Source organism: Arthrobacter sp. H14 (assembly GCF_000520495.1).
Taxonomy (GTDB): Bacteria; Actinomycetota; Actinomycetes; order Actinomycetales; family Micrococcaceae; genus Arthrobacter_C.
Genome location: NZ_AZRX01000528.1, coordinates 1 through 683 on the forward strand (window position 1 = coordinate 1; position 683 = coordinate 683).

The window sequence follows — 683 nt, forward strand, 5'->3', positions numbered from 1 at the left end:
GGTGCGGCGACGTTGTATGAGGTGGGGTTGAATCATTTCTTCCGGGGTAAGGATCATCCCGGTGGCGGGGACCAGGTGTTCTTCCAGGGCCACGCCTCACCGGGCATGTACGCCCGCGCCTATTTGGAGGGGCGCTTGTCGGAGGAGGATCTGGACGGGTTCCGGCAGGAGAAGTCCAAGCAGGGCCACGCGCTGTCCTCGTATCCGCACCCCAGGTTGATGCCGGAGTTCTGGGAGTTCCCGACGGTGTCGATGGGGATCGGGCCGATGAACGCGATTTATCAGGCGCAGTCCAACCGGTATCTGCATAACCGGGGGATCAAGGACACCAGTGACCAGCAGGTGTGGGCGTTCCTCGGCGACGGGGAGATGGATGAGCCCGAGTCCAGGGGTTTGCTGCAGTTGGCGGCTAATGACGGGCTGGATAACCTGAATTTTGTGATCAACTGCAACCTGCAGCGCCTGGACGGACCGGTGCGCGGTAACGGGAAGATCATGCAGGAACTTGAGGCGTTCTTCCGTGGTGCGGGCTGGAACGTGATCAAGGTGGTCTGGGGCCGGGAATGGGATGATCTGCTCGCCAAGGACGACGACGGGTCTTTGGTGGGGATCATGAATTCCACCCCGGACGGGGACTACCAAACCTATAAGGCGGAGTCCGGCGGGTTTGTGCGGGAGCATTT

Annotated in this window: 1 protein-coding gene; it reads left to right on the forward strand. The window is 61.2% G+C overall.

Annotated features, from left to right (window positions below; all coding sequences use genetic code 11):
- A partial coding sequence (locus Y707_RS22830; RefSeq protein ID WP_035780012.1) for a thiamine pyrophosphate-binding protein occupies positions 1-683 on the forward strand: 683 nt, incomplete at both ends.